20 protein-coding genes are annotated in these 24,535 nt (G+C 47.4%); 10 read left to right on the top strand and 10 right to left on the bottom strand.

From position 1 onward, the window contains the following. Positions 1 to 80 precede the first annotated feature (80 nt). From ACKU40_RS09235 to ACKU40_RS09205, 7 genes are all read right to left on the bottom strand, one after another. A complete protein-coding gene (locus tag ACKU40_RS09235) occupies positions 81 to 605 on the bottom strand; it encodes a hypothetical protein (RefSeq protein ID WP_320176226.1) in 525 nt (174 codons plus the stop codon). 151 nt (positions 606 to 756) lie between these two features. Then, positions 757 to 1,077, bottom strand: coding sequence for a hypothetical protein (locus ACKU40_RS09230; protein WP_320176225.1), 321 nt, complete (start codon positions 1,075 to 1,077; stop codon positions 757 to 759). Positions 1,078 to 1,401: 324 nt separating this feature from the next. Next, entirely contained in the window at positions 1,402 to 1,992 is a 591-nt protein-coding gene (gene caiE, locus ACKU40_RS09225; protein ID WP_320176224.1) for a carnitine operon protein CaiE, read from the bottom strand. A gap of 238 nt (positions 1,993 to 2,230) precedes the next feature. After that, positions 2,231 to 3,400, bottom strand: coding sequence for a methionine adenosyltransferase (metK, locus tag ACKU40_RS09220; RefSeq protein ID WP_320176223.1), 1,170 nt, complete (start codon positions 3,398 to 3,400; stop codon positions 2,231 to 2,233). A 126-nt stretch (positions 3,401 to 3,526) separates the two neighbouring features. Then, positions 3,527 to 4,375, bottom strand: a complete 849-nt coding sequence (gene panC / locus ACKU40_RS09215) for a pantoate--beta-alanine ligase (RefSeq protein ID WP_320176222.1) — start codon at positions 4,373 to 4,375, stop codon at positions 3,527 to 3,529. Between the two features lie 150 nt (positions 4,376 to 4,525). Next, positions 4,526 to 5,425, bottom strand: a complete 900-nt coding sequence (locus tag ACKU40_RS09210) for a DMT family transporter (RefSeq protein ID WP_320176221.1) — start codon at positions 5,423 to 5,425, stop codon at positions 4,526 to 4,528. A gap of 37 nt (positions 5,426 to 5,462) precedes the next feature. Further along, positions 5,463 to 6,305, bottom strand: a complete 843-nt coding sequence (locus ACKU40_RS09205; RefSeq protein ID WP_320176220.1) for an AraC family transcriptional regulator — start codon at positions 6,303 to 6,305, stop codon at positions 5,463 to 5,465. 203 nt (positions 6,306 to 6,508) lie between these two features. On the opposite strand from ACKU40_RS09205, the gene ACKU40_RS09200 reads away from it, so the two are divergent. Further along, positions 6,509 to 7,102, top strand: coding sequence for a hypothetical protein (locus ACKU40_RS09200; protein ID WP_320176219.1), 594 nt, complete (start codon positions 6,509 to 6,511; stop codon positions 7,100 to 7,102). Between the two features lie 503 nt (positions 7,103 to 7,605). Beyond that, a complete protein-coding gene (locus ACKU40_RS09195) occupies positions 7,606 to 8,049 on the top strand; it encodes an Lrp/AsnC family transcriptional regulator (protein WP_320176218.1) in 444 nt (147 codons plus the stop codon). Positions 8,050 to 8,052: 3 nt separating this feature from the next. Here the strand turns inward: ACKU40_RS09195 and ACKU40_RS09190 are convergent, their stop codons facing one another. Both ACKU40_RS09190 and ACKU40_RS09185 read right to left on the bottom strand, forming a co-directional pair. After that, complete coding sequence (locus ACKU40_RS09190; RefSeq protein ID WP_320176217.1) at positions 8,053 to 8,307, bottom strand: hypothetical protein; 255 nt, start codon at positions 8,305 to 8,307, stop codon at positions 8,053 to 8,055. Positions 8,308 to 8,508: 201 nt separating this feature from the next. Then, positions 8,509 to 10,557 carry a chemotaxis protein CheW gene (locus tag ACKU40_RS09185; protein WP_320176216.1) on the bottom strand — a complete coding sequence of 683 codons (2,049 nt, stop codon included), beginning with the start codon at positions 10,555 to 10,557 and terminating at the stop codon, positions 8,509 to 8,511. A 398-nt stretch (positions 10,558 to 10,955) separates the two neighbouring features. Between ACKU40_RS09185 and ACKU40_RS09180 the strand changes: the two genes are divergently transcribed. The 8 genes from ACKU40_RS09180 to ACKU40_RS09145 all read left to right on the top strand — a co-directional run bounded on the left by ACKU40_RS09180 (position 10,956) and on the right by ACKU40_RS09145 (position 22,647). Then, positions 10,956 to 13,370: a tetratricopeptide repeat protein gene (locus ACKU40_RS09180; protein ID WP_320176215.1), complete on the top strand. Its 2,415-nt coding sequence runs from the start codon at positions 10,956 to 10,958 to the stop codon at positions 13,368 to 13,370. Positions 13,371 to 13,384: 14 nt separating this feature from the next. Then, entirely contained in the window at positions 13,385 to 13,987 is a 603-nt protein-coding gene (locus ACKU40_RS09175) for a lytic transglycosylase domain-containing protein (protein WP_015851166.1), read from the top strand. Positions 13,988 to 13,991: 4 nt separating this feature from the next. Further along, complete coding sequence (locus ACKU40_RS09170) at positions 13,992 to 14,477, top strand: chemotaxis protein CheW (protein WP_320176214.1); 486 nt, start codon at positions 13,992 to 13,994, stop codon at positions 14,475 to 14,477. Then, entirely contained in the window at positions 14,470 to 16,026 is a 1,557-nt protein-coding gene (locus ACKU40_RS09165) for a CheR family methyltransferase (protein ID WP_320176213.1), read from the top strand. Before ACKU40_RS09170 ends, ACKU40_RS09165 begins: the two co-directional genes overlap by 8 nt. Before the next feature lie 21 nt (positions 16,027 to 16,047). Then, positions 16,048 to 16,626 (top strand): chemotaxis protein CheW, encoded by a 579-nt coding sequence (locus tag ACKU40_RS09160; protein ID WP_320176212.1) that lies wholly within the window; start codon positions 16,048 to 16,050, stop codon positions 16,624 to 16,626. A 26-nt stretch (positions 16,627 to 16,652) separates the two neighbouring features. Then, positions 16,653 to 18,977: a response regulator gene (locus tag ACKU40_RS09155; protein WP_320176211.1), complete on the top strand. Its 2,325-nt coding sequence runs from the start codon at positions 16,653 to 16,655 to the stop codon at positions 18,975 to 18,977. 134 nt (positions 18,978 to 19,111) lie between these two features. Continuing rightward, a complete protein-coding gene (cheB, locus tag ACKU40_RS09150; RefSeq protein ID WP_320176210.1) occupies positions 19,112 to 20,179 on the top strand; it encodes a chemotaxis-specific protein-glutamate methyltransferase CheB in 1,068 nt (355 codons plus the stop codon). After that, positions 20,179 to 22,647 (top strand): response regulator, encoded by a 2,469-nt coding sequence (locus ACKU40_RS09145; protein WP_320176209.1) that lies wholly within the window; start codon positions 20,179 to 20,181, stop codon positions 22,645 to 22,647. Before cheB ends, ACKU40_RS09145 begins: the two co-directional genes overlap by 1 nt. An 81-nt stretch (positions 22,648 to 22,728) precedes the next feature. On the opposite strand, the gene pgm is transcribed toward ACKU40_RS09145, so the two are convergent. Continuing rightward, positions 22,729 to 24,378, bottom strand: a complete 1,650-nt coding sequence (gene pgm, locus ACKU40_RS09140; protein ID WP_320176208.1) for a phosphoglucomutase (alpha-D-glucose-1,6-bisphosphate-dependent) — start codon at positions 24,376 to 24,378, stop codon at positions 22,729 to 22,731. Positions 24,379 to 24,535 lie beyond the last annotated feature (157 nt).

Here is a 24,535-nt window from a genome sequence, read left to right as displayed (position 1 = left end):
TTATGATCAAAACAAACAAAAGCCCGCCAGAGCAAACGCTCTGGCGGGCTTTTCAATTTCTATATCAACAAAAAAACTTACTATTTACGTGTCTGGCTCTTGGGGCAGGTGTCCTCAAGGTAGCAGACTTCACAGCCACCGGAGTACGGGAAGGGAGTGAATACCGCGTACTGGCGGTTAACGGTACCTTCCTGATTCCAAGTGAGTCCGAGGGATTCGAATGCCTTGAGCACTTCTTCACCCGGCTTGGGAAGCGGTGCACACTTACCTTCTTCCAGCTGCGGAATCAGGGACTGTGCTGCGGACATTACGATGGTGATCGCGAGGTTGTGGTGTGCAAGGCCCTCGGTGGGTGTTTTCTGCCAGATTTCTTCAACGGAATCCTCAACTTCCTTTTCAAGGTAAAGAAGCAGGAAGTCGGTGCCTTTACCGCCTTCAGGCTGCTTCAGAGTGTAAGCCTTGAGGTGGGGCAGCCATTCGTTCCAGTATTTTTCGAGGCTTTCCATGAGGGAATGCTCGATGCGGGTGGAACCGTTAAGCTCTGCAAAATAAAAAATATTAAAATCCGGATTCGGTTTAGCTTCGACGATTTTAAAAGCACTCATATCGTAAATCTCCTGACTTGCGTTCTGGTTGATGCAAGCCGTTTCTTTACCCGCTAAAGCGATTTGGCTCAAGTGTAAAAAAAACACCCGGAAAATTCAGATTCTCCGGGTGGTTTAAAGTTTGTTAGCCGCTTATTGTCTTCTTTGCATTCTAACCGTGGTCGTGATTGTGAGAGTTGTCATCAGAGTGGGCATGTGCTTCGTCTGTGCAATGGCTTCCGTGGGAATGGAAATGATCGTGGTTATGTTCACTGTCGTGGGTGTGCGAGTGAGTGTGGGTGTGGTCGTGTGAATGTGAGTGAACATGTGCATGCTCATGCGAATGGGTTGTTCCGTCTGCATGGGTATGCTCATGGATGTGCGCATGTTCGTGATCGTGGTCATGGGAATGAGCTACTCCGTTACCGTGAGCGTGGGCATGCTGATGCTTTCCTGATTCGCTATTGGTACCGCAATTACAAGTCTTGCACATTTTATTCTCCTTTTATTTGATCGTGAATTGTATGTGGTTATTAATGGTATACTAACATGATCGACAGGCTCCACGTCAAGGGAGTTACATAAAAAACTTTAAATCTCAGGGTGTTGTACGAAAAAACAATTCAGACTCGTTTTTGTGCTTTTAAGCCTATAAGAGTTGCAGAAAATGGATGCGATTGAATCATGCTGATGCTGATGAAGAGTACGCTTTTAATAAACGTATGCCGAAATTAACGGTGCCGAGTTTTTCTATATCAAAAGAAACCCCGAAAACCAGACGGTTTCCGGGGTTGGGAATGTGAGCGGTAATTTATAACTACATCTTGGGTTTTACATCCGTAACCCCTGCTAGTCGGGGACGGTTTTCTTCCACCGCAGTCAGTGGCTGCACTTCTTTTATCGATTGTGCCGAGCGACCGGCCAAGGCCTGATATTCCTTGATGTTCAATCCATGCCAGTGCATATCCTGATCAGTTACCTGACGGAGTTCTTTTGCTGGAGAGCCTGCCAATAACTGTCGTGCTGTTCCTTGGAATCCTGCCTTAACAAAAGACATGGCCGCTACGATGCTTTCTTCTCCAATTATGGTACCATCCATTACCACGGAATTCATGCCTATGAGCGAGTTCTTTTTGACAATACATCCGTGCAGAACTGCGCCGTGCCCGACAGATACATTCTGTTCGACAATTGTATCTACATCGCAATAGCCATGCATGATGCAGCCATCCTGAACATTTGATCCTTCTTCGATGATCAAACGTCCGTAGTCTCCCCGCAGAGAAGCGCAGGGACCTATGTATGCTCCTGCTCCTACGATGACATCGCCGATAAGTACAGCTGTCGGATGTACATATGCTGTAGGGTCTACTACCGGTACCAAGCCTTCAAATTCATAAAATGGCATATCGTTAATTCCTTACAAAATCATAAAGTGATTGCTAGATAATGAAAACAGCACCTCTGGTGCACTCCAATTTGTCAACAGGAACATACTTTCACATAATCAGGTTTTATTTTCAATCGCGATTTTTTATTAATCTTCGATTTGTGAATGTGCAGGAATATGATATTTGTTTGAAAAAAAGAACCCCCGGAAACCAGAAGGCTTCCGGGGGTGAGTAAACTGTGTGATTCAGTGCTGCTTAGATTTTGCAGGCAGTTCTGAGATCGTCTACAGCGTCGGTGCGTTCCCAAGTGAAGTTGGGGTTGTTGCGGCCGAAGTGTCCGTAACAAGCGGAAGGCTTGTAGATGGGACGACGAAGGTCCAGACGCTCGGAGATGTACCAGGGGCGCAGGTCGAATACTTCCTTAACTGCTTCAGTCAGGGTTTCATCGGAAACTTCGCCGGTACCGTGGGAGGTAGCCAGAACGGATACGGGCTCTGCAACACCGATTGCGTATGCAACCTGAACTTCCGCGCGCTCGGCAAGGCCGGCAGCTACGATGTTCTTAGCGATGTAACGGGCCATGTATGCGCCGGAACGGTCAACTTTGGACGGGTCCTTACCGGAGAAAGCACCACCGCCGTGGTTGCCCATACCGCCGTAGGTGTCGTTGATGATCTTACGACCGGTCAGGCCGCAGTCACCCATGGGGCCGCCGATTACGAAACGACCGGTGGTGTTGATGTAGATTTTGGTTGCATCGTCAACCATGTCTGCGGGCAGGGTAGCCAGAACAACTTCACGTTTGATGTCTTCGTAAATCTGTTCCTGCTCGATGCCGTCATCGTGCTGTGCAGCGATAACAACGTCAGCGATGCGGACGGGCTTACCGTTGAAGTATTCGAAAGAAACTTCGGTTTTACCGTCAGGACGAAGGTAGGACAGGGTCTTGTCTTTACGTACGTCAGCCAGTTTGCGGGAAAGTTTGTGGGACCAGTAGATGGGAGCAGGCATGAGGGTGTCGGTTTCCTTGCATGCGAAACCGAACATCATACCCTGGTCACCAGCACCCTGGCTTTCGGGGGTGTTGCGGTCAACGCCCTGAGCGATGTCCACAGACTGTTTATCAATAGAAGAAATAACAGCACAAGTATCAGCGTCGAAGCCCATGTCGGAGTGAACGTAGCCGATTTCACGGATGGTATCACGAACGATTGCGGGGAAGTCTGCGTATCCTGCAGTGGAGATTTCACCAGCGATGAATGCCATACCGGTGGTTACCAGAGTTTCACAAGCGACGCGTGAGTTGGGATCCTGCTCAAGCAGGCAGTCGAGGATTGCGTCGGAAATCTGGTCAGCCACTTTGTCGGGGTGACCTTCGGTAACTGATTCAGAGGTAAAAAAGTACTTGCCTTTGCTGCTGATCATTTAAAAGTTCCTCCTGGAATTAATTAGCGGGGTAAATGTCTTTCGAGACCGTATCTCGATAACTCCCCGAAATATATAGCACATAATTGCTATATAAATAAATTTGCATATAAGAATGAAGTCACCTTACACTTTTATGAGTAAATTGTCTATCAATCTTGCGTTGCCAAGTTGTATTGCTACCGCACAAAGTGCAGATTCGCCCACATTTTTAAGGATATTGATGTTTTCGGGGTGTACAATTTCGATATAATCAACCCGGCCGGTTGGGATCGTTTCGGTATAGAATTCAACGAGGTCGGATTTGAGTTTAGCCACGTCAGATTCTCCGGCTGACACCCAGTCACGCATTTTTTGCAGTCCTTTCTGGATGTTAGGGGCTACGGATTTTTCATCCTCGGTAAGGTAAACGTTACGGGAGCTCAAAGCCAGCCCGGAATCTTCACGAACTATTTCATGTCCCTGCACATCGACCGGAATATTCAGGTCGCGGACCATCCTCTTGATGATGGCAAGTTGCTGCCAGTCTTTTTGTCCGAACACAGCGACATGAGGCTGGGCAGTCATGAACAACTTGGTGACCACGGTTGCAACGCCTCGGAAATGTATGGGGCGTGATTTGCCGCAAAGGTTGGTGGCCAGATCGGGTACTTCCACCCATGTGGAGTGGTCCTCAAAATACATGTCGTCGCGCACCGGGGCGAAGAGAATATCCACACCGCGTTCTTCGGCAAGTCTGGAATCACGTTCCAGATCGTGGGGATAGGCGTCGAGGTCTTCGTTCTCCCCGAATTGGGTGGGGTTCACAAACAGGCTGACTATAAGCACGTCGCACTGCTTGCGGGCAGCATCCATGAGGCTCAAGTGCCCTTCATGAAAATAACCCATGGTCGGTACAAGGCCGATTTTTTTGCCTTCAGCGCGAAGCATGAGACACAAGTTTTGAAGTTCCTGCGGATTATTGATTGTTTCCATCTTATAAACCCTGATAATTGGTTTTGTAGCCAGAGGCTTTCATTAATATATATATGGAAGGCTGGGGAAATCCTGTACCTCTATCGTTCAGTACTGTCCATAGCATAGTGAGAGTTTTAGCGTAAGGTGTATTGGATTTTTAAGTTGATATCAGTCCCGTATTGAGCGGCGCACAAGAAATATTCCGCTTATGACCATGGCGCACCCGGCTATCTGTACGGGGCCCGTTGTTTCATTAAGGAATATAATTCCCATACATAAAGCTACAACCGGAGTCAGGTAGGAGACTGAAGATGTGGCAATGGCTCCTATAGACTGGATAAGACCGTAATATATTACATAAGCAAAACCTGATCCCATGATTCCTAGTCCCACGGCAATGCTGGAGGCCACTTTCCATGATTCGGTAATACTTGTTATTCCAGTCCAGTCCGTAAATGGAGAATAAAATATCGTCGCAAGCAGCATCTGGAGTGCTGCCAGACTTATGGAGGCTACTCCGGTATCAACAAGGTTCTTTCGGGCATAAACGAAAGCTGCGGCGTATCCCATTCCGCCGAAGAGCATATAAACTGTCCCGATTAAAGTTACTGATCCAAACCCGTTCCATGGAGGTGCAATAAGCAGTATTCCGACAAAACTGATTAGTACCCCAGACAGTTTTCGGGCAGATAATTTTTCTTCGGGGAGAATCAGTACAGCCAGCATCGCGGTTAGGAGTGGAACAGATCCGCTAAGAATACCGGCAGTTCCTGAATTGAGTCTGCTGGTTCCTTCCATAAAGCAATGAAAGGTTAGAATATTTGCAAATAGAGCTATTACCGATACATGAAGAAGAAGTTTTTTTTCTTCTTTGACAGCCACCATAACCGCCGGAAGAAATGGAGATAGAACCAGTGCACCGAAGGCAAGGCGCAGCCAGACTATTTGTGAAGGAGTCAGTGTGGAAGCACCTATCTTCATGAATATGAAATTTGCACCCCATAACAATCCGAGCAGGCCTAACCAGAAAAAAGGTATCTTATTAAATGAATTTTCAAGTGATGACATAAAATCCTCCTGTTATTTCAAGAGATTTTATGCAGTACTATTCGGAGAAATATTGTAGATTCTTGCTCAGTTTACGGAACAGGCCGGGAGTTACACCAACCACGGCCTTAAACCTGTTTGTAAGGTGGCTTTGGTCCACGAATCCTGTTTCAGGGGCAATTTGGGCAATAGGCAGATCAGTGCATAGTAATGCTTTGGCAGCTTTTATGCGCTGACATAATTGATACACATGGGGAGGTATTCCCGTCTGGGAGCTGAAGGAGCGCACAAAATGAAATTGGCTCATGCATGCAACTTCTGCCAGTTCGTCGAGTTTGACCGGGGTATCATAATATGCGTCAAGGTACTCGCGGGCACGGGATATTCCGGGAGTGTTCTTTCTGTTCCGTGGCAAAGACGGTTTTTCCGATCCGTAACGAAGGATAAATTGTGAGAGCGCATTGTTGAGTAAGGTTTGTTTTGCAAGGGGAGTAGAGAATTTTGAATTAAGAGATGCATGCAGGCGTAGGAATAAGCTGGACACAGTTTTATCTTGATACACATTTTGATTGAAATACGGTGTTCCTGTTGAGTGTTCGTGTATCTGTTCTGATATTGTTTTTAGTACTGACGGGTGAGGGTATATGACTTTGTAGCTCCAGCCTGCTCCGGTGGCGGCATGTCCGGTATGGAGTTCTTCCGGGTTGATGACACAGGTGGTGTTTTCAGGAAAAATTTCATGCCCTCCACGAAGACGTACTCGCTGTGCACCGGATTGAATGACTCCGATGACATATTCCTCATGGGCGTGTGGCGAGAACCGATGTGAATAGTATGTGGCATCCAGGCATTCAAGACCGTCAAGGTCGTGGTCAACCCAGTAACTGGCTTTGTCTTTCATCGTAATGCTGTGACTTCTCCGGCTTGGTTAATAGTGTATTTCAAAAACAATCTCTTTCTTTTATAAAGTCGTATAACAATATGTGTTTAAGCAGATTAGTCAATTAGGGGATTTTGTTGTCGATTTAAGTTCTACTCTAATTCAAACTATGCTAAGTTATAAATGTTTTAATTCTGATATGTTAGCTAAGGAGGGTGAGTCTCTTGCCTAAATCGACCATATTTTACGCAATTGCAGGGATTGTTCTTCTTGCCGTAATTTGGTGTCTGGTACCAAAGCCCGAATTGTTGGTGTCTATTATTGTGAGACTTTTCGCTTTTGGGATTGCTGTGTTTGTTTCAGTTAAATTTCGGGAGTGGAAGATTCTTTTTCTTGCCGCAATGTTTTTTTTGATGGCTGCAAGGCAAATACTTACGTTTTTAATTTGGACCAATGAGTTGCAACGGGGGCCTTTGATTAACGCTTTAAGTGAATTGCCAGGTTTTGCGGTTACTGTTTTGGCGCTTTTGTCCATCGTATATCTAGGAGTTCTGCTTTCAAAAAATTCAAAATTACTGGAACTTAAGGAAGAAAATATACGCACTTTGAACAGTTTGCTGCCCATTTGCTCCAAGTGTAGAAAAATCAAGGATGACGAGGGGTATTGGAGTGACCTGGAAGCATATATCGAGAGTCATACAAATTCATTGTTCAGCCACGGTCTATGTGAGAAATGTTCGGATGAGTTGTATGGAGATCAAGAGTGGTATCAGAAGAGCAAAGAGAAACGTAAGCAAATGAATGAGAATAAATCTTAGATATTGTAGGATTTTGCCGGTGTAGTTGGTGTTTTATAAGGCCGCACAGCTGGTTTGTCTGCAAAAGGGGATGATTGCGTCTTGTGTGCTTGTGCTGCTGTGCGGCCTTGTTCTCAGAACTCCATCGCCGGGGATGGTCGATGTGAAAAGTCCTGCAGGGATGTTGGAAATTATTTATTATTAGCTGGTGCTGAATTTTCAATTGAGCAGGCGCGGGGCATATGCAGCCTTGCCTGAATGTTATAGATCGCTTCGAGATATGTTCTGAAAGCTGTTATTAAGCTGTTAGATTTTAATGCGAAGTTCATGATTTACTCCTTGCTTGGAAGCGGTTCAGTGTTTTGGCGCTGAATTCCTTCTTGTTTAATTCTTTTTTGCGTTTTTATGCAAACAATTTTCACTAATGCTTAAAAATATCAAAATATGTGCATTGATTTGACTTTATTTGCGTGAGATGTGAAATAGAGATTTGAATCAAACCTGTAATCGCAAAGAGTTTGCATATGACAAAGCTTGATGATGTAGATCGGCAGATAGTTGCCGCTCTTCAGGAAAATGGACGGATCTCAAATAAAGAGGTGGCAGAGTTGGTTAACCTTACCCATTCGAGCTGTTCTCGCCGGATAGCACGTTTGGAAAAAGAGGGGGTGATTGTCGGTTATCGTGCCCTGACCGATCGCCTCAAGCTTGGGTATTCCGTGCGTGCGTATTGCGGGGTCTTCCGCGATGCAAGTGTCGGCTGGGCAGAGCTTGCTGAAGAGCTGTCCAAGATTGAAGGCGTAGTCAGTGTCTACGCAGTCTCCGGCAATGTTGATATTATGGTTGAGATTGTTGCGCGTGATATGCAGCACTATTCCTCCGTGGTAATGAAAGAATTTGCCAATACCAAAGGAGTTAGTGCCACCCGGAGTACTTTTGTGCTGGAGGAGGTAAAGTCTATTTACTAAAATTCAATCATTGTCCCGATTGCGGACATCATTGCGCCATGTCATGAGCGGGGCACAACAGCCGAGGCCTTCGAAAAGCTGGAGTTTTGCGTCATCACCTTCGTTGGGGTCACTCATCAAAAGACAGACGTAGCGGTTTATAGAATCTTCCCAGAAGAGATCCGGGCATCTTCTCATGTATCCGTATTTACGGTGTGAAACTTCGCATTGGTCGGAAACACAGCACCATCCGCATCCTACACATGGCTTAGCGGACAAGGTTCATGCCGCCTCTGCGGACGGCATGTGACATATAAACAGAATGGAATAAACGGACTTCTACTGCCCGGAGAAGAGATAGGTTCATTAGAGAAATCCTGAAAAAGTGGGCAGTATTGCTGTAGCGATGTTAATTGATGTCGGGACGCTACACCTGACAACAATGAAAGGCAAGAAGTCTTATGTCTTGTGTTTATGAGTTTAAATCAACACCCGCACCACGCAGAGCACGTTGTTTTTATAGCTTCCGTCCCGTTTATATTCCCGATATCCGGCAGAGTGTGCACAGCCTACAGCGTAGAGGGAGCCGTCTTCTTCTGTCAGTTTGACAGCTGATTCGCCTTCGTTAAGCTTGGTGAAATCCGGGTCTAAGTTGATTATTTCACCCGGCTTGCGTGCGGGGTTGGTTGCGGAGATCAATTTGCCTCCCGGTTCTACAAACATTCCTTCTGCACCCTCAATGATCCTGCCCTGACCATCTTTAGGGAGAACGTCCCCCAGCATGGCTTTAAATTCAGGTTCTGAATCAAATACAATACCGATGCCGCCCAATACATGTGTAGAATCTTCATGCGCGGTGATGGATGCATTGTATATGTATGTATATCGGTCCTGACCTTCCGAAGCATAGAGGTCGGTCTTGATGAAATCGGAAACGCAATACAGCTGTGAATCGGTTATTCTTGTGGCTTCGACTACGTAGCCGGCGTTTAATATCCTTCCTTCCTTGTCGTATTCTCCGGGGTTGGAGCAGCCCAGTATTTTTCCTGTCCGGTCATAGACGAACAGGTTGGTGTAGACTGTGTACAGGCTGTTGATATAGCTCAGAATTCTCCGCATCCGGTCTCGGTCTGCGTCATCAATTGTCGGCTTTGCGAGAATTGTCTTGAAATCTGATGTCAGCGCCCACCAGCGGCAGTCATTGGCCCGTTCGTAAAGGTTGCGGTCCATGATGTCGATGGCCAGCTGGGCAAGGAACTGCGTGTCATGCAGTCTTGAGGCGGTAACGAGCTGGAGGAGTTCGTCGGTGGAGTGCTGGAATACGCTCTGCACCTGATCACCGATTTTTTTGATCTCATTAAGGATGTGCGGAAGGGCGCGTCCTTCCATCTGCTCAACCGGATTCGGCGCAATGCATTTCTTTGCAGCCATAATTTCGCCGTTCTGCACAACCAGTTCAAGGTCTGAAAGAACATTTTCGGAAGCTTCTTCCACATGGGTAAGTCTCCCTGAAAAATGAGCTTTGTCTCTGATGGTTGCTGCGTCAAATGAATTGTTGCTGCTTCCACTGAAGGCTGTGTCCAGTCTCTTTAGAACATGGCCATACCATGGCAATCCGAAGAATCCCTGATATCCTTTGGTTCTGACTGTTTTGGATAGGTACGGAGTGCTGTTGATGCTGACTATCTGGAAATCCTCATCAAGATTCATGTTTATCCTTCTGCCGACAGGAATTGAGTCTGAGTTGCTGGAAGCGATTGCGCAGCCCCGGTCATCCAGTACAATAAGCACTGTGTCCTTTGAAAACTCGCTCAGGTGTTTGAAAACCCCATCCATTTCACCGTCGAAATCAAATATTAAGCACAGGACTCCAAGGTTGGTTCCTGTTCCGGGAGATTTGATTGCCTGAGAATATATCAGGACTTTTCCTGACTCCGGGGCTAGGTCGCTGCTTCTGTAAGTTTCCACATAATCTTTTGCTTCAAGGGTTTCACGGATAAGTCGATCTCTTGAGGCCGTAATTTTGTTGTTCTGGTCAAGGTGCGCGCAGACTCTGCCCTCAGTGTCGAGGATAATTATTTCATTGTATACTGTGTATTTGTCCCTGTACTCGCGAAGCCTGTCTTCAATAATGGATACTTCATGGCTGTATCTTTCCGGATTTGAAAGAAAGCGGACAAGGTCTTCATCTGTAGCAAGGAAGCCGACGTCTGCGGTTCTCTCGAAGAGATTCCGTTTAAGGATGTCGATAACTACCTGCGCTACAGCAGATATTTCCTGAACGACTTTGTTTGTGTTTTCCTTAATCAGGATATCGATCAGGTTCTGTCTGAGGCCGGAGAAGTTTTCCTGAGTTTTGATGATAAAATCAATGAGGGTCTGTGCGATCCGGCTGCAATTAATTTTTCCGGTCATGGTTGCCATTGTCCACTGCCTGTCCAGTCTGGTCAGTCTAGACATGCAGTTGGAAGTGGCGGGCATTACCTGCAGCAGCTGTTTTGAGTGTTTTTCGATCAGGGTAGGGGGCATTAAAATCTCGCTTGTGAGTCTTTTTTTAGAGAGTAAAATCTCAAAATTGTAAAATTATCTTATTCATATTTGTATTTTGCAATTAATATTTGCAATTAGTGTGCAAAGTGGTGTATTCTGATTTGTTTTATTGTTTAAATATGCGGTTAGTGATTGATTGAGTAGTCAAAAAATAAGAAATGGGAGTGCTTGTTTGGGGGATGGAGGAGCGAAAATACGGCAGTATGTAATGAAAAGTGTTGCAAATTTGTATTAAGCTACAAAAGTCTTTGTTTGGTATTTACGAAAATGTTTATTTTGTTGAAAAGTTCATAATTATTCCGTCTGGGGCTAATTAACAGCCCGTTTCACTAACTCCCTGCTTGTCTTGAATCTCCATGCGGGTTATGTCCCTGCCTATGAATAAGGATAATCTCTTCACCTCCGGAATCAGTCTTTCCCCGCAGGATTTGATCCTCTACGAGCACACCCTTAAGGACCTCATTCAGGAATTCCTGCCTTTCGAATCATACAGCCTTTATTTTCCCAAGCCTGCCAAAGGGCAGTTTCGGGCCAAGCTGGAGGCTCGCTACAATGCCGAGGAAGCGCAGCTTATGCTTCCATTGCGGTTACGCGGCCGCGACCTCTGCTATTTTATTGCACGAGGCGTAGAGCTTGAAGCACCGGAAGCTTTGCCGCCTTATCTCGAATCCTTGGCTGCCTGTTCGCTGGAAAAGATTCTGCTTTATAAAGGTTCCATTACCGATCAGCTGACCGGTATGGCTACCCGTGATTATTTCATGTCCAAACTGAATAGGGAATTAGACCTGATCCAGAACTGCATGATGCCCACCACCGGTGGTTGCAAAGATCCCGGTATTCCCACTTTTAGTGGTTCTGTGGGTGTTGTTGTTCTCGATCTGGATCATTTCCAACGCATCAATGATCGATACGGATATGGCCTTGGCGACTCCATAATAGCCGATCTTTCGGCGAGCATTAAGGAAGTTGTACCCGAGTCCGTGATCTGTGCCCGTATTTTTGATGATAAGTTTTCATTCCTTATTCCGGATGGACGGCCTAAAGCCTGTGCTAAGCTGGCGGAAGAATTGCGCGCTCTGGTGGAGAAATTTAAGGTTGAAGATCCGGTAACCGGTGATGTGCTTAAGATCAGCGTCAGTGCCGGTTACGCCAACTATCCGCAGTCCCTTTCCGGTCCCCATTTTAAGCGTTCAGCAGACGAGCAGGCCCGCATTCTAATGCGCAAGGCCGCCAAAGCCGTAGCTACGGCTAAGGATTTCGGACGAAATTGCGTTTTTGCCTATTCCGAGATTTTGCAGAAGGGTGCCAAGGTTCTGGAAGTCCTGCCGTTGCAGCGTCTGGCTCTGTCTATCGGGCAGAGTGTAGATGCTCGTGAAGGGGCGCGTTTTCTGGTCTGGTCCCCGGATTATCAGTCCGGTACACAGGCCCGTCTCACAGAAGATGAACGTATTTCAGGAACCTATCCGACCATGTACAAGGCCGAGGTGGTCATTATCGAGGTGCAGGAAGAAATCGCCTTTGCGGAGATTCTGCATTTAAGTGATCCGGCATGGCCTGTTACCGATGGCGACCGGCTGACCCTGCTCAATGAAAAGGACAGTTTTTTTGATGCGCAGGCCGGACCGGAAGCGAATGTCTCCCCGCAGAGGGATATGATTACCGGACTGTACAGCTACAAAGAATTCATCGGGCGTTACAGCCGGATGCGTCAGAATTTGGAGAGATTTTCTGTAGCAGTACTGCGTCTCGCTGCTAATCCGGCGGAGCAGGGGGGCAATTTTCAAAAGCTGACCGATGCCCAAGTCCAGAAAGTTGCCTCAAGGGCGGAGACCTTTTTTGATAAGTCCTGCATGGGAGGGCGGTACAGCCTGAACAGCCTGATCTATTTCTTCCCTGATGGTGAATCAGATGCTGTGATGGAAAATGTACTGCGTTTGGTGCGCGAGTGCTCAGATGACTTTGAAATCGAGCTTGCTGCCGGGGTCGCTTCATTTCCCTTCCTTAATTATCGTCGCAGTGAAATTCTTGAGAACTGCCGTAAAGGTCTGGATCATTCGCTCATGCTCGAAAAGCCCATGGTGGCCCAGTTTGATTCAGTTTCGTTGAATATTTCAGCTGACCGATACTACGTGGATGGTGATATTTACGGCGCTATTGAGGAATTTCGCCTTGCCCTGCTGGCTGATTCCGACAACATACTTGCTCGAAACTCCTTGGGGATTTGTTATGCGCAGGTCGGCAAGCCTGAGCAGGCCCGCAAGCAGTTTGAGGAAGTTCTCAGCATTACGCCCAAGAACATCATGGCCCTCTACAACCTCGGCTGGACCTGCCAGATGCTTGGCAGCATGGACAGGGCGCGTGAGGCTTACGAGAAATGCCTTGAACTGGAGCCTGAAAACGTCTTTTCCCTCGTACGTCTTGGAGTGCTTTCCGAGCAGGACAAGGGCTTGGACGAGGCTGAGCAGTATTATCTAAAGGCTGCAAAGCTCAAGGGCGGGGATGCCCTGAGTATGCGCCATCTGGCCCGGATTTCCTATACCCGGGGAGATATGGACAAGGCTCGTGAATATTTGCATCAGGCCTTGAACGCCAACCATAACGATGCCGCAGCCATGAATATGCTGGCCCGTATTTATCTCGAAAGCGGCGAGGATCCGCAGGTAGCTGAAGTTCTGGCCCGCCAGAGTGCGGCGCTTAAACCTGCGAAAGAGCAGTTTTGGGAAACACTTGCCAAGGCCCTTGAAGTGCAGGAAAAATTTGAAGAGGCCGAACAGGTCAGATCTAGATTTTAGGCAGTTAAACGTTAATGACTAGATTCATTGTTGCCTTGTATCTAATCCTTAGCGGGGCTATTGTGTTCCGTATGATCATTCCGTTTGATGCGGAGCGTGAGTTTTCACCTTCGCAACGGCATGAGGTTCAGCAGCGTATAAAGGTGGCAGACCGTGAACGGGTTCCTGTTCCTCCGCTTTTCGGGCAGGTTGCCGATGAATTTTCCCTGCATCCGGAAATTCTGAATGCTATTGCGGATCATGAGAGCGGCTACAACCCGTGGGCCTTGAACATCGAGGGTAGAAGCGTGTATCCTGATTCCCGTGAAGAAGCTCTTGCCATTATCGAAAAGTATAAGGGCAAAAGTTATGATGTGGGGCTGATGCAGGTAAACTCATACTGGATCAGGAAATTTGACCTCAGTCCTGCCGAAGCTTTGGAGCCGGAAGAGAATTTGCGGCTGGGAGCATGGATACTGCGCTATTGTCTTGACCGTTATGGCTATAATTGGCGGGCTATCGGGGCCTATCATACCGGTTCGCCCAAGAATCTGCCCGGCAGGGCTCGTGCCTATGCGGTGAAGGTGATGAAGAAATACAATGCCCTGATGGAAAAATCTGCAGCTGCCGGGAAATAAAATTATGCCTAATACTGAATACGTAATTTTCGAGGTTGATTCCTGCAAATTCGCCTTGCCTTCGGTTGCTGTGGATCGCGTTGAGCGTGCTGTGCAACTGACCCCGGTTCCGGATGCGCCCGTTCCTGTTCTGGGCGTGGTTAATCATGGCGGTAATATTGTACCGGTTCTTGGTTTGCGGGGCAGGATTGGCGGAGAAGAGCGTGATGTGATTCTTAGCGACCGGCTTATTTTCAGTTCCGCCAATGGGCGGCGCATGGCTGTGCTTGCTGATCGTATCAGTGACGTTCTTGAAATTGATAACAAAGCCACACATGATGCGGACGAAATCTGGCCGGGGATATCCCTCCTGAAATCTCTAGCAGGTATTGGTTCTGATGTGGTGCTGGTTCAGGATATGAGCAAGCTTCTTGATCCGGAACAGGAAATGGATTTACTGGCAGCTATAGCGGCAGTGAACGAAGCGGAGGATTCCGCAGCAGATGATTAATTTTTTGACTGATGACAGGGTTAGCGAATTGGCGGACATGGTTCGTAACAGGTTCGGCCTGAATTTTTCCTCGGAGAGGTGGAAGGACCTGCGCAGTGCTGTGGTTCGTTTTCAGCGGGAAGATTCATCATTCAGAACCCCTGCCGAGTGCCTTGAGTATATTCTTTCCCCTAATGTTGGCAATAATGATCTTGAGCAGTTTATCAATAGGCTGACTATTGGTGAGACTTTTTTCTTTCGTGATACCAATGCCTTAATGGTTCTGGAATATGAAATCCTGCGAAAGCTGAGGGACAGGGGTAGTGGACTGAACGGCGCGGCCAGAATTTGGTCTGCGGCCTGTTCAACCGGTGAAGAACCTTACACCATTGCCATGATCTGCCGCAGATCCGGAATTAGTGCTGAAATTTTCGGCACGGACATAGATAGCAAAGCTTTGATTAAAGCCCGCGAAGGGTGTTACCGCAAGTGGTCATTCCGGTCAGAGGATACGGGCTTCAGGGATATTTTTTTTCGCAAGGTCGGTTCCAATTCATTTATTCTTGATTCGTCCATTAAAAGGATGGTTAATCTTTCCCGCTTGAATCTAATGGATGCATCCGTGCCTGTGACATTACAGGATATGGATGTCATTTTCTGCCGTAACGTACTTATGTATTTTTCGTCGGAGGGAGTCCGGTCTGTCCTCGATAAACTTTGGAACTGCCTTACTCCCGGTGGATGGCTTGTTGCGACGCCTAGCGAATCGGGGTTGCTCAGCAGTCACGGGCGCTTTGAACCCGTAAATGTCGGTGGAGTTCTCCTGTTCCGGAAAACTGAAAATTATGTGCCGGAATGTCAAATGGGCTTTGACGGCTTTAAATTTCGGGGTGATTCTGAAATTCCAGTCTCATCTGCTGCAGAACAGTTTGATTTTAATGCGCAATTGGAGTCTACTCCGGTTGATTCTGATGATTTTCTGTTTGCTGAACCGGAAATTCCTGTGCATGAGGTTGATTCTGTGCTTGAACCTCCTGTTCTGCCACGGGCGGGGAACGACGGTGCGGCTTTGCTCAAGCAGGCTGAGCAAGTGTGGATGCAAGGTGATACTTTCAAGGCAGTATCACTTTATAAAGAAGTGGTTGAGCATGAAAATCCGAGGGAAATTAAGGCTGCTGCCTTTCTCGGAATTGCCCGAATCAAGGCTGATTCCGGTTTGGCTGATGAAGCTGCCCGGTGGTGCGTTAAGGCTCTTGAGTTGGATCGGGTTTCCCCGTGTGCCCATTTTTTGCTCGGACAGATTTGCTTTCAGCAGGGGGATTTGGGTACAGCTTTAGCTCATATGCGTAATGCTGTTTTTCTGGATAGCGAATTTATCATGGCGCATTTTCTTCTCGGCAATATATATTTGGAAAAGAATGACAGTAATGGTGCATTGCGACATTTCCGTATTTCTGTGCAGGAGTTGGAGAAAATGGATCAGGATGAGTCTGTACCTTGCTCAGATAATGTAACAGCCGGACGGTTGATGGAAATGGTTCATTTGGTTCAGCAGCAGTTGGTTAAGTAGCATTTGATCAGAGGTTAAAGAATGGAAACGAATACCTTGGATTACTTCAAACGTGAAAGTGACAGGGAACTTCTCCGTAAGAGGGCGGAAAAGTTGGCCTTGAAAATTTCTGCAGAAACAACTGAAGAAGAACAGAAGTCCGGCGCGCGGGAATATGTTTTTTTTCGCATGGGCTCCCACACCTACGGTGTCGAGACTTCGGTAGTCAAAGAAGTGATGATTCCTGAAGATATTGTTCCCGTTCCTTGTACCCCTGATTTTCATCTTGGGGTGATGAGTGTTCGCGGTCATTTGTGGGCCGTAGTTGATTTGTGCGTTTTTCTTGGAACCGGTGATAAACTCGATTCGGAAAGGCCCGGTGTCGTCTTGCTGGCGGATGAGGAGACTGAATTCGGCGTTGCCGTTGATGAGGTTATCGGGGTTCTTCCTGTAGAAGATGCAGAGATAAAATTCTTGCCTGACGGTGAAAAATTGCTGACCGGTTTCAGTATAGGACTCACGGAGGATCGCAGGACCATTCTAAATGGGGTTGCCTTGCTGCGGGAGGACTCGTTCATCATCAATGAGTTTGTCGGCGGTAGTCGACACGGCCTGTCTTAACGGGAACACGGGGAGTTGATGTGGGTATGATTGACGGTGATCTCAAGCAAAGGCTTTTAGCCGCGTTCAGGGGGGAAAGCGCTGATCGCATGCGGGTCCTTTCCAATGATTTTATGAGATTGGAAAAAGGCTGCGGAAAAGAAGATCTTTCAGCAGTGATCGAGTCTTCTTACCGTGAACTGCATAGCCTGAAGGGTGCGGCACGAGCTGTCGGGCTTGGAAAGGTTGAGGAATTTTGCCAGGCTTTTGAGTCCTTTTTTGCAGTGCTTAAAAAATATGGACTGACTCCTTCCGGCAAGATTTGTTCTGTTATGCTGGGTTGGCTGGACCTGCTTGAGGATATGCTTCGTGATGAAGATGATTCCCGTGATTTCAAGGTGTCGCCGCAGGTGCAGCTGGCTATTGTCCGCATGAAGGAATTGGCTGAGTCCCCGCAGCAGATTGAAGCGGAAGGCGGGGGGCGGGATTCTGAAAAAGAACCTTATGTAGACAAAAAAGATTTCGGAGCATTCGAAAAAGCAAACAGTACCGACGCAGATAGCACTGCCGATATCAATGAGCCTGAGGAAAGTGTTGAACCTCTTGATCAGCAAAGACAGGAAAGTGCTTCCAGTCCGACTTCCATGGGTGATACTGTCAGGATAAGCTCATCCTTTCTTACCGGTCTTCTTTTGCAGACAGAAGAGTTGATTTCTTCCCGTAATTCTCAGCGCAGCAGAGTACAGGATATCTCGGAAATGGATACTCTCCTGCGTGAATTCAAGCTTTTTTTCAATGATTCTCAGGATAGGCGGACTGATTTCTTTTCTGAAGAAGAGATGAAGTTGAGTGCTTTTATGGATAAAAAGCTGGATGAGCTTTCCAGACGATTTAATGCGCTGGAAATTTCAACCCGCCGTGCAGAGCGTGATTTAACTTCAAAGATTGATTCACTTCTTGGTGATTTTAAAAACTCCATGCTGCTTCCCTTTTCTTCCTTACTGGATGTATTCCCCCGCATGGTCCGTACTTTGAGTATGGAGCAGGGCAAGGAATGCAGGATGGAGAGCAGTGGCGAAAATGTGCGTATTGACCGCAGAATTCTTGAAATGCTGCACGATCCTCTTATGCATATGATGCGCAACTCCGTTGATCACGGCATCGAGAGCAGTGAAGGCAGAAAAGCTGCAGGCAAGGACCCTGTGGGCAGGATATTCTTTTCCATTACCCAGACAGATCGAGACGTGGTCAAGATCGTCTACGGTGATGATGGCCGGGGAATTGATCTGCAGCGTTTGAAGGCGGTAGCAGTAAGTCAGGGGCTCATCTCAGCCGACGAAGCTAAGAGACTGGACCGCCGTGCTGCATTGGATCTTGTTTTTGTTTCCGGTATGTCCACCAGTGAGATTATAACTGATATTTCCGGGCGTGGATTGGGCATGGCGATTGTACGCGACAAGGTGGAATCGCTTGGCGGCAGTGTAGTGCTCGCCAGTCCTGCGGGTAAAGGTTTCAGGGTGATTCTGAATATTCCTGTAGCCCTGACATCGTTCCGGGGGATAGTCGTAGGGGCCGGCGAAAAAAGCTTTGTGGTACCAAAATCAGGGGTGCGCAAGGTCATGCTGGTCCGGCAGGACGATATTATTAACACAGGCGGCAAGGAGACTGTTTTTGTTTTTGGCAGGCCGTATCCTTTGGTCGGCCTTGCAGATATTCTTGAGCTTGGAAGCCAGACTAATCAAAGCCAGTCTTTTCCTGTTCTGATTGTAGGAAAAGGCAGTAAGTCTGTAGCCATAAGTGTTGAGAAATTGGCAGGCGAGCAGGATGTGATGGCTAAGAGTATGGGCCCCCTACTTAAAAGAGTACGCAATGTCTCAGGCTTTTCCATGCTAGGCTCAGGAGAGCTTGTGCCCATTCTCCATACTCCGGATATGGTTCGTACCGCGATGGGAATACACGCAACTGGTCAGGTTCGATCCGTTGTTCACAGGCAGGGAGTTCAGGAGCGCAAGACGGTGCTTGTGGCTGAAGACTCCATTACCTCGCGCATGTTGCTCAAGAATGTTCTGGAAGCCGCCGGTTATAACGTAATCACAGCTGTTAACGGTCTTGATGCCTTGCAAAAAATAGAATCCTCATTACCTGATGTACTGGTTTCAGATGTTGAGATGCCGCAGATGGACGGTTTTACCCTGACTGCAAAAGTTCGGCAAATGGGCAATAGTGCAAATCTGCCCATCATCCTTGTTACTTCACTTGGTTCGGCTGAGGACCGGGAGCGTGGAGTTGATGCCGGTGCTGATGCATACATTATCAAGTCCAATTTTGATCAGGGTAATTTGTTGGGAGTAATCGGGCGGTTAGCAGGGTGATATTAGTTTTAGCTGCGAATAAGTGGTGCTCTTATTTATGTTATTGATGGGCTGATTTTGCGTGCCTGATAGTTAGGGTGTAAATGATAGCTCCAAATGTTGGAGTTAAGTAAGTAGTCAATTGGAGTGGTGAAGTGATTAAGGTTTTGATCGTGGACGACTCAGCATCTGTGCGGACTTTGTTTGTAGAGATGTTTAAACGTGAGCAGGATTTTGAGGTGGTCGGCTGTGCCGAAGACGGCTACTCTGCTTTGCGTATGGTCCGGGAGTTGAAACCGGATGTGGTCACGATGGATGTAAACCTTCCTGACTGTGATGGCTTCCGGGTCACTAGAATGATTATGGAAGAAAACCCGGTCCCCATTGTAATCGTCAGTGCCATATACCGGGCCTCGGATGCTGAAATCGGTTTTCGCCTTATTGATACCGGGGCACTTGCTTTTCATAACAAGCCTGCATTGAAAGATGAAAACTTCGAAGAGCAGATGCAGGAAATTATTATATCAGCCCGCTTGATGTCAGAAGTTAAAGTTGTTCGCCGTAAGACCCGGTTCAGCAGTAAGGCCATTAATGATTCGGTTACTCCGTCAGAGTATCCAGTCCGATCTGAAGCCTTTTCCGGCAGGGGAACAGTTGTCTGTATTGGTGCTTCCACAGGCGGTCCGCAGGCCATAAAACAGATTCTTATGTCATTGCCACAAGGCTTTCCTGTTCCCATACTGATTGTTCAGCATATGTCTGAAGGTTTTACCGAAGGAATGGTTAACTGGCTTAAAAACCATACCGGGCATGATATCAGGGTGGCTGCTCATAATGACGCATTGAAGCCTGGAGTGGTTTATTTCGCACCTGAAGGTGTGCATATGGAAGTCTCGTCCAATAGGCGTATTGTTCTTACTGACGCGCCCAAGGTTAACGGTATCAAGCCTTCTGCCTCTATTCTTTTCAATTCCGTAGCCCGTAATATAGGGCGTTCTGCTGTCGGGGTGTTATTGACCGGAATGGGCAAGGATGGTGCTGACGGACTACTTGAGATAAGGCGCAATGGCGGCTACACTGTCGCTCAAGATAAAGAGAGCTCAATTGTTTTTGGTATGCCTGGAGAAGCGGTGAAGATAGGTGGTGCGGTTTCAGTTCTGTCGCTAGATAATATCGGGGGAGAGCTCTGCAGGATTTTTTTGGGATTGCTGGAGGATAAATAGTGGGAAGCAATCATATTCTGGTCGTGGAAGACAGCCTGACTCAGGCGGTTAAGCTGGAATATATTTTATTTGAGAAAGGGTTCAAGGTCTCCCTTGTATCCAATGGAGAGAATGCCCTTCAGCTTTTGGAGGACAAGGACGTCGATCTGGTTATCAGTGATGTCGTTATGCCCGGGATGGATGGCTATGAGCTGTGTGAAAAGATCAGGAAGAGCTCACGCTATAAGGACGTTCCAGTCATTTTGCTGACCAGTCTTTCCGAGCCCGGAGATATTATCAAAGGACTCAAAAGCGGGGCTACCAACTTCGTAACTAAACCTTATGATGAAGGTTTTTTGATCTCACGCATTGAGTCTGTTCTTAAAAATAAATATTTTGATGCTGAGAGTTCCACTGTACAGGAAGTGGATTTTGAGTTTCAGGGAGACAAGCATGTCCTGAAGGCTGATTTCAGTCAGGTCTTCCATTTGCTGCTTGCAACATATGAAAATACTCTTCTGCAATCCAGACAACTTGATGTGGCTAACCGTAAGCTGCTCGCCCGTGAGGAACAGCTTAGTTCTGTGCTGGCTTCCATGTCAGCTAAAATTGCCGTGCTGGATACTGATATGAAGGTTATCGCTGCCAATGATTCATGGCGGGATATCTTTTTACCCGGTATAAGCGAAGAAGCTCTGGATGGAATTGATTTCAAGGATGCTGTATTCGCTTCCGGTTGCCTGCGCGGTTCCATGAACGAATTGGTAGACGGCGTCCGTTCCGTTGTAGAAGGAAAGAACAGTAAATTCTCCTACGAATATTCTTTTGAGCTGGATGGTGATTCTTGCTGGTACCTGCTGGAAGTTACCCCCATGCAGGGTGAATCCGGTGGTGCGGTAGCTTCTTTTATCGAGATCACTGAGAGAAAGGAGATGGAGCGGGAGCTAATCAAAGCTCGCGATGCAGCTGAAAAGGCCAACCGTTTCAAATCCCGTTTCCTCGCATCTATGAGTCATGAGATTCGTACGCCCCTTAATGCCATAATCGGCCTGACTGACCTGACTTTACGCTCTGAACTTTCATCAAAACAGACTGAAAATCTCGAGCTGGTTAAAATTTCCGCAGATCAGCTGCTGACCCTGATTAATGATATTCTTGATCTCTCCAAGGTTGAGGCCCGTATGCTTACGCTGGAAGAGTCTGATTTCAGTTTGAGCGAGGCCATGCAGGATGTTGTTAGGAGTATGCAACAGCAGGCCCGGGATAAGGGATTAGCTTTGAGTATAGAAGTTGATGCTGATGTCCCTGAAGCTGTCTGTGGTGATCAGGTCAGGTTGAAGCAGATTTTGTATAACCTTATCGGCAACTCCATTAAATTCACCGAAAATGGCGGCGTTTTTGTGCAGGTCAGCAAACTTGAGGATCGCAAAGAGCTAAGCGAAGCCGTTATTCTGGTTTCCGTTCGTGATACCGGGATTGGAATCCCTGATGAGAAGCAGAATATTGTGTTTGAGAGTTTCCGTCAGGCGGACGACTCAACCACCCGCAAATTCGGTGGAACAGGACTGGGGCTTGCAATTTCCCGGGAGCTGGTTGAGATGATGGGCGGCCGGATCGGGGTAAAGAGTTCTGAAGGTTTCGGTAGTGTCTTCTCCTTTCATGTTGTCCTTAAGTATGGTGATTCCCGGAAATTTGTTGCTGAGAATAGTGCTGACTGGGTTCAGGATTTTTCTGCGGTAGCGGCTGAATATTCAATACTTCTGGTTGAGGATAATCCAATCAATGTTCTTGTCGCCACAAGCCTGCTGGAGAAGATGGGGCATTCTGTAGAAGTTGCTTCAAATGGTCTGGAAGCGGTAAGCATGCTTTCCGGACTTGATGTCGACCTTGTGCTGATGGATTTGGAAATGCCTGAGATGGACGGCTTCAGTGCATCTATGAGTATCCGCAGGGGGAAAGCGGGAGATTCTGTCCGGAATGTTCCGATTATTGCTATGTCCGCCCATGCCATGGCCGGGGTCAAGGAAAAGTGTGCCAGAGCAGGCATGAATGACTATATTGCCAAGCCTGTGCAATACGTGGATTTGCGGGAAGTGATTCTCCGGACGATGAATGAGACTTCCGGTGTTCCTGTAGTTGCTCCGGAATCAGTTCCGACGGAATCAAAGGTAATTGATCCTGAGAAAGCTAATGCCATGTATCAGGGGGACAGCTCTCTGTACAATGAGTTGTGTTCAATGTTCATGAGTGACGTGTCCGGTGATATTCTGAAATTTAAGGAAGCACGCGAGAGTAACAAGATTTCCGTCGCGAAGAGAATAGTTCATACCTTGAAGAGCAGTTGTGCAGCAATATGTGCCCCGCGCGCAAGGGATGCTGCGGTGCAGCTTGAAAAAGCCCTGCTTAATGAGGATGCCCAAGCGGTTGAAGAATGTCTTGCCAGATTTGAGGCCGAGGCAACCAGAGTGTGTGACGAATTGACTGATTAGAATAAATTATTTTCAACAATAAAAAAAAATGGCGGGGAGCTTAAAGCCCTCCGCCATTTTTATTGTCATGTGAACTCTGAATTATTTCAATGCGACTTCAAAAGCAGCATTTACTATGCTGGCCGCTTCTTCTTGAATGGCTACGAGATGAGCCAGTCCCTTGAAGGATTCAGCATATATTTTGTAAATTGATTCAGTTCCGGAGGGACGGGCGGCGAACCATCCGTTTTCGGTCACAATCTTAAGGCCGCCGATGGCTTCTCCGTTACCGGGGGCAGCGGTGAGGCGCTCTTCAATTGTTTCTCCGGCAAGTGTTTTGGCTTTAACCATGTCCGGGGTAAGAATGCTGAAAGCTTTTTTTTGTTCCTCGGTAGCCGGGGTGTCGATGCGCTTGTACACCGGATGGCCGAATCTCTTTTCAAGGGATGTATAGTGCTCACCGGGGTCCTGCTCGGTAATGGCGGTAATCTCAGCTGCCAGCAGGTTCATGATGATACCGTCTTTGTCGGTAGTCCACACGGTTCCGTCTTTGCGAAGGAATGATGCGCCTGCGCTTTCTTCTCCGCCGAAACCACAGGTTCCGTCCAGCAACGGTTCAACGAACCATTTGAAACCGACCGGAACTTCCATGAGTGGACGGTTGATGGATTCAGCAACCCTGTTGATCATGGAGCTGGAAACAAGGGTTTTACCGACGGTAAGTTTTTCGCTCCACTGCGGCCTGTGCTTGTAGAGGTATTCAATGGCAACGGACAGATAATGGTTCGGGTTCATCAGGCCTCGGCTCTTGGTGACAATGCCGTGCCTGTCTGTGTCCGGGTCATTGGCAAAAGAAATATCATACTGGTATTTCAGCTCGATAAGACCTGCCATGGCGTAAGGCGAAGAGCAATCCATACGGATTTTGCCGTCCTTATCCACATGCATAAAGGAGTATGAGGGGTCGAGCTTTTTGTTAACCACATTGATATTCAGGCCGTATCTTTCTGCAATTGGATCCCAGAAATCAATGGCTGCTCCACCGAGGGGGTCTACACCGATGCTGAGCCCTGCGGACGCAATAGCCTGCATGTCTACAATGTTTTCCAGATCTTCAACGTAGGGTGTAATGAAATCGAACTCTTTAGTGGTGTCAGCTTTTATGGCTTGGCTGAAGGGAATGCGTTTTACATCCTTGAGTCCGTTCTTCAGGATTTCATTGGCCCTGTTCTGGATGGTGCTGGTTGCTGCGGTCCCTGCAGGTCCGCCGCTGGGCGGGTTGTACTTGAAGCCGCCATCACGCGGGGGGTTGTGTGATGGGGTAATTACCACTCCGTCAGCAAAGCCGTCTTTTCTGCCCTTGTTATAGGACAGAATTGCATGGGAGATTGCGGGAGTGGGAGTGAACCCCTTGTCATTGAGCTGTACGGTAACACCGTTTGCAGCAAATACTTCAAGGGCAGAAATTTGAGCCGGTTCGGAAAGGGCATGCGGATCCTTGCCCATGAAGAGCGGACCTGTGTAGCCTTTTGCTTTCCTGTATTCGCAGATGGCTTGTGCAATTGCGAAAATGTGGGCTTCGTTGAATGAGCCGTCAAGGGCAGAACCTCTATGCCCGGAGGTTCCGAAGGCAACAAGATGGGAATCAAGGGAAGGATCAGGTTTTACGGTATAGTACGCTGAAACTAGTCTCGGTATGTTTTCCAGAATGTTTGCAGGAGCCAGTTGTCCTGCCAGTTTGCTAAGAGCCATTTAATCCTCCGTATTTTGAATGCCGATAAAGAATATCAAAGAAATATAAAAAAACAACAGTTAACAGATGTTTTTAAGCTGATTGTAACCTGCTTGTGAGCAGGGAGCATTTCTCGATAATTAACAGCATGCATCTCCCTTTGTCTATAATTCTCGG

This window comes from Maridesulfovibrio sp., assembly GCF_963666665.1.
Classification (GTDB): domain Bacteria; phylum Desulfobacterota; class Desulfovibrionia; order Desulfovibrionales; family Desulfovibrionaceae; genus Maridesulfovibrio.
Note: the sequence above shows the minus strand (reverse complement) of the source record. Positions and strands in the feature narration are given on the sequence as shown.

Bases quoted from the DNA above. Each gene is read 5' to 3' on its own strand.
- ACKU40_RS09155 (WP_320176211.1), top strand. From the start codon at position 16,653: ATGATTGACGGTGATCTCAAGCAAAGGCTTTTAGCCGCGTTCAGGGGG.
- ACKU40_RS09180 (WP_320176215.1), top strand. From the start codon at position 10,956: ATGAATAAGGATAATCTCTTCACCTCCGGAATCAGTCTTTCCCCGCAG.
- panC (WP_320176222.1), bottom strand. From the start codon at position 4,375: ATGGAAACAATCAATAATCCGCAGGAACTTCAAAACTTGTGTCTCATG.
- ACKU40_RS09195 (WP_320176218.1), top strand. From the start codon at position 7,606: ATGACAAAGCTTGATGATGTAGATCGGCAGATAGTTGCCGCTCTTCAG.
- ACKU40_RS09170 (WP_320176214.1), top strand. From the start codon at position 13,992: ATGCCTAATACTGAATACGTAATTTTCGAGGTTGATTCCTGCAAATTC.
- ACKU40_RS09165 (WP_320176213.1), top strand. From the start codon at position 14,470: ATGATTAATTTTTTGACTGATGACAGGGTTAGCGAATTGGCGGACATG.
- metK (WP_320176223.1), bottom strand. From the start codon at position 3,400: ATGATCAGCAGCAAAGGCAAGTACTTTTTTACCTCTGAATCAGTTACC.
- ACKU40_RS09175 (WP_015851166.1), top strand. From the start codon at position 13,385: ATGACTAGATTCATTGTTGCCTTGTATCTAATCCTTAGCGGGGCTATT.
- ACKU40_RS09230 (WP_320176225.1), bottom strand. From the start codon at position 1,077: ATGTGCAAGACTTGTAATTGCGGTACCAATAGCGAATCAGGAAAGCAT.
- pgm (WP_320176208.1), bottom strand. From the start codon at position 24,378: ATGGCTCTTAGCAAACTGGCAGGACAACTGGCTCCTGCAAACATTCTG.
- ACKU40_RS09185 (WP_320176216.1), bottom strand. From the start codon at position 10,557: ATGCCCCCTACCCTGATCGAAAAACACTCAAAACAGCTGCTGCAGGTA.
- ACKU40_RS09210 (WP_320176221.1), bottom strand. From the start codon at position 5,425: ATGTCATCACTTGAAAATTCATTTAATAAGATACCTTTTTTCTGGTTA.
- caiE (WP_320176224.1), bottom strand. From the start codon at position 1,992: ATGCCATTTTATGAATTTGAAGGCTTGGTACCGGTAGTAGACCCTACA.
- ACKU40_RS09235 (WP_320176226.1), bottom strand. From the start codon at position 605: ATGAGTGCTTTTAAAATCGTCGAAGCTAAACCGAATCCGGATTTTAAT.
- ACKU40_RS09160 (WP_320176212.1), top strand. From the start codon at position 16,048: ATGGAAACGAATACCTTGGATTACTTCAAACGTGAAAGTGACAGGGAA.
- ACKU40_RS09205 (WP_320176220.1), bottom strand. From the start codon at position 6,305: ATGAAAGACAAAGCCAGTTACTGGGTTGACCACGACCTTGACGGTCTT.